Origin of the sequence: Streptomyces sp. NPDC050619, from assembly GCF_040654815.1 — a bacterium.
In the GTDB taxonomy this organism is placed as follows: domain Bacteria; phylum Actinomycetota; class Actinomycetes; order Streptomycetales; family Streptomycetaceae; genus Streptomyces.
In genome coordinates this window covers 1-1029 of the sequence record NZ_JBFAIR010000194.1, presented here as the reverse complement: position 1 = coordinate 1029, position 1029 = coordinate 1, and the positions used below count along the sequence as shown (strand labels likewise).

Sequence of the window (1029 nt, the reverse complement as noted above, 5' to 3'; positions counted from 1 at the left end):
GAGTGGTGCCCGAACCGCCCGCTGAGTTCTGGATTCACGCGATCAGCGTCCTCGCTTCACCGACCCCGGACCGTTCGGGACCACCTTCCAGCGTGCACGGGGACCAGCGCCTTCCAGCGTGCAATGGAGACGAGACGGCGACTATGTCCTGACCACACGAGTTCATGGCGAGAGCTTGTTGCCAACGCACAAGCACCTATCGGACGAGTGCGCACCACGACGTCGACGGGCGTGTCGCTCACCATCCACGGACCAGCTGGTGCCCTGTACGCGCCGGTACACGTACGCCGACCAGTACACGCAGCGCCGCGGCTATGAGTCACATGGACCGGCTGTTCAGGAGGCGGCCCGGTCGTCTGTGACCGACCTCGTTGATGAAGCTCCCCTAGGCCGTCAAGCGGTCTGGATGAGTGACTGTGGTGGGGTGTGTTGTTGGGTGAGGTACTTGTAGACGTCGCGGGCGATGAAGCGTTTGAGGCAGACAAATCATGATGCCGCCGACGCCCTGGACAGGTGTGGACATTGGGGCGAGGGGCAGGCACGGCCGGAGACCGGCGATCGGGGCCGTGAATTGGGCGGATATTTTATCGGCACCCGCAGAGCCCGTCGAGTGGGAGGTGGGCGTGCGGAGGAAGCCAGCCGTCGGCCCTCGCCCCGGTCAGGGCCGGCATGCGAGGCCCGTATGAGCCCAGTCAGATCCCTGGGCCCGGGTTGGGCGCGGGGCCGGGGTGGACGCCGGCGAGGGAGTAGTGCGCGCCCGGGGTCCGGACGCTGCGTTCGCCGCCCCACATCGCGCGGACGACGGTGATCGCCTCGTCGAGTGCGTCGACGGCGGCCTTGGGCTCACGGCGCGGGCCGCTCATGGCCTCGATGGCTTCCCAGAAGGCCCCGGCGCCCGGGCCGAGTTGGACCCGGGAGACGGTCAGCCTGTCCAGGGTCGCGGTGGCCTTCGCCGGCACTGCCGGTGGGCGCAGCGGCAGTGAGTTGACCGGACCAGCGTGACGTTCTGCGTCCGGGCGGCCGGGAAGC

1 protein-coding gene is annotated in these 1029 nt (G+C 68.5%); it reads right to left on the bottom strand.

From position 1 onward, the window contains the following. Positions 1-692: 692 nt before the first annotated feature. On the bottom strand, positions 693-1029 hold a 337-nt coding region (locus AB0I77_RS53975; RefSeq protein ID WP_363290398.1), incomplete at its 5' end, for an LLM class flavin-dependent oxidoreductase.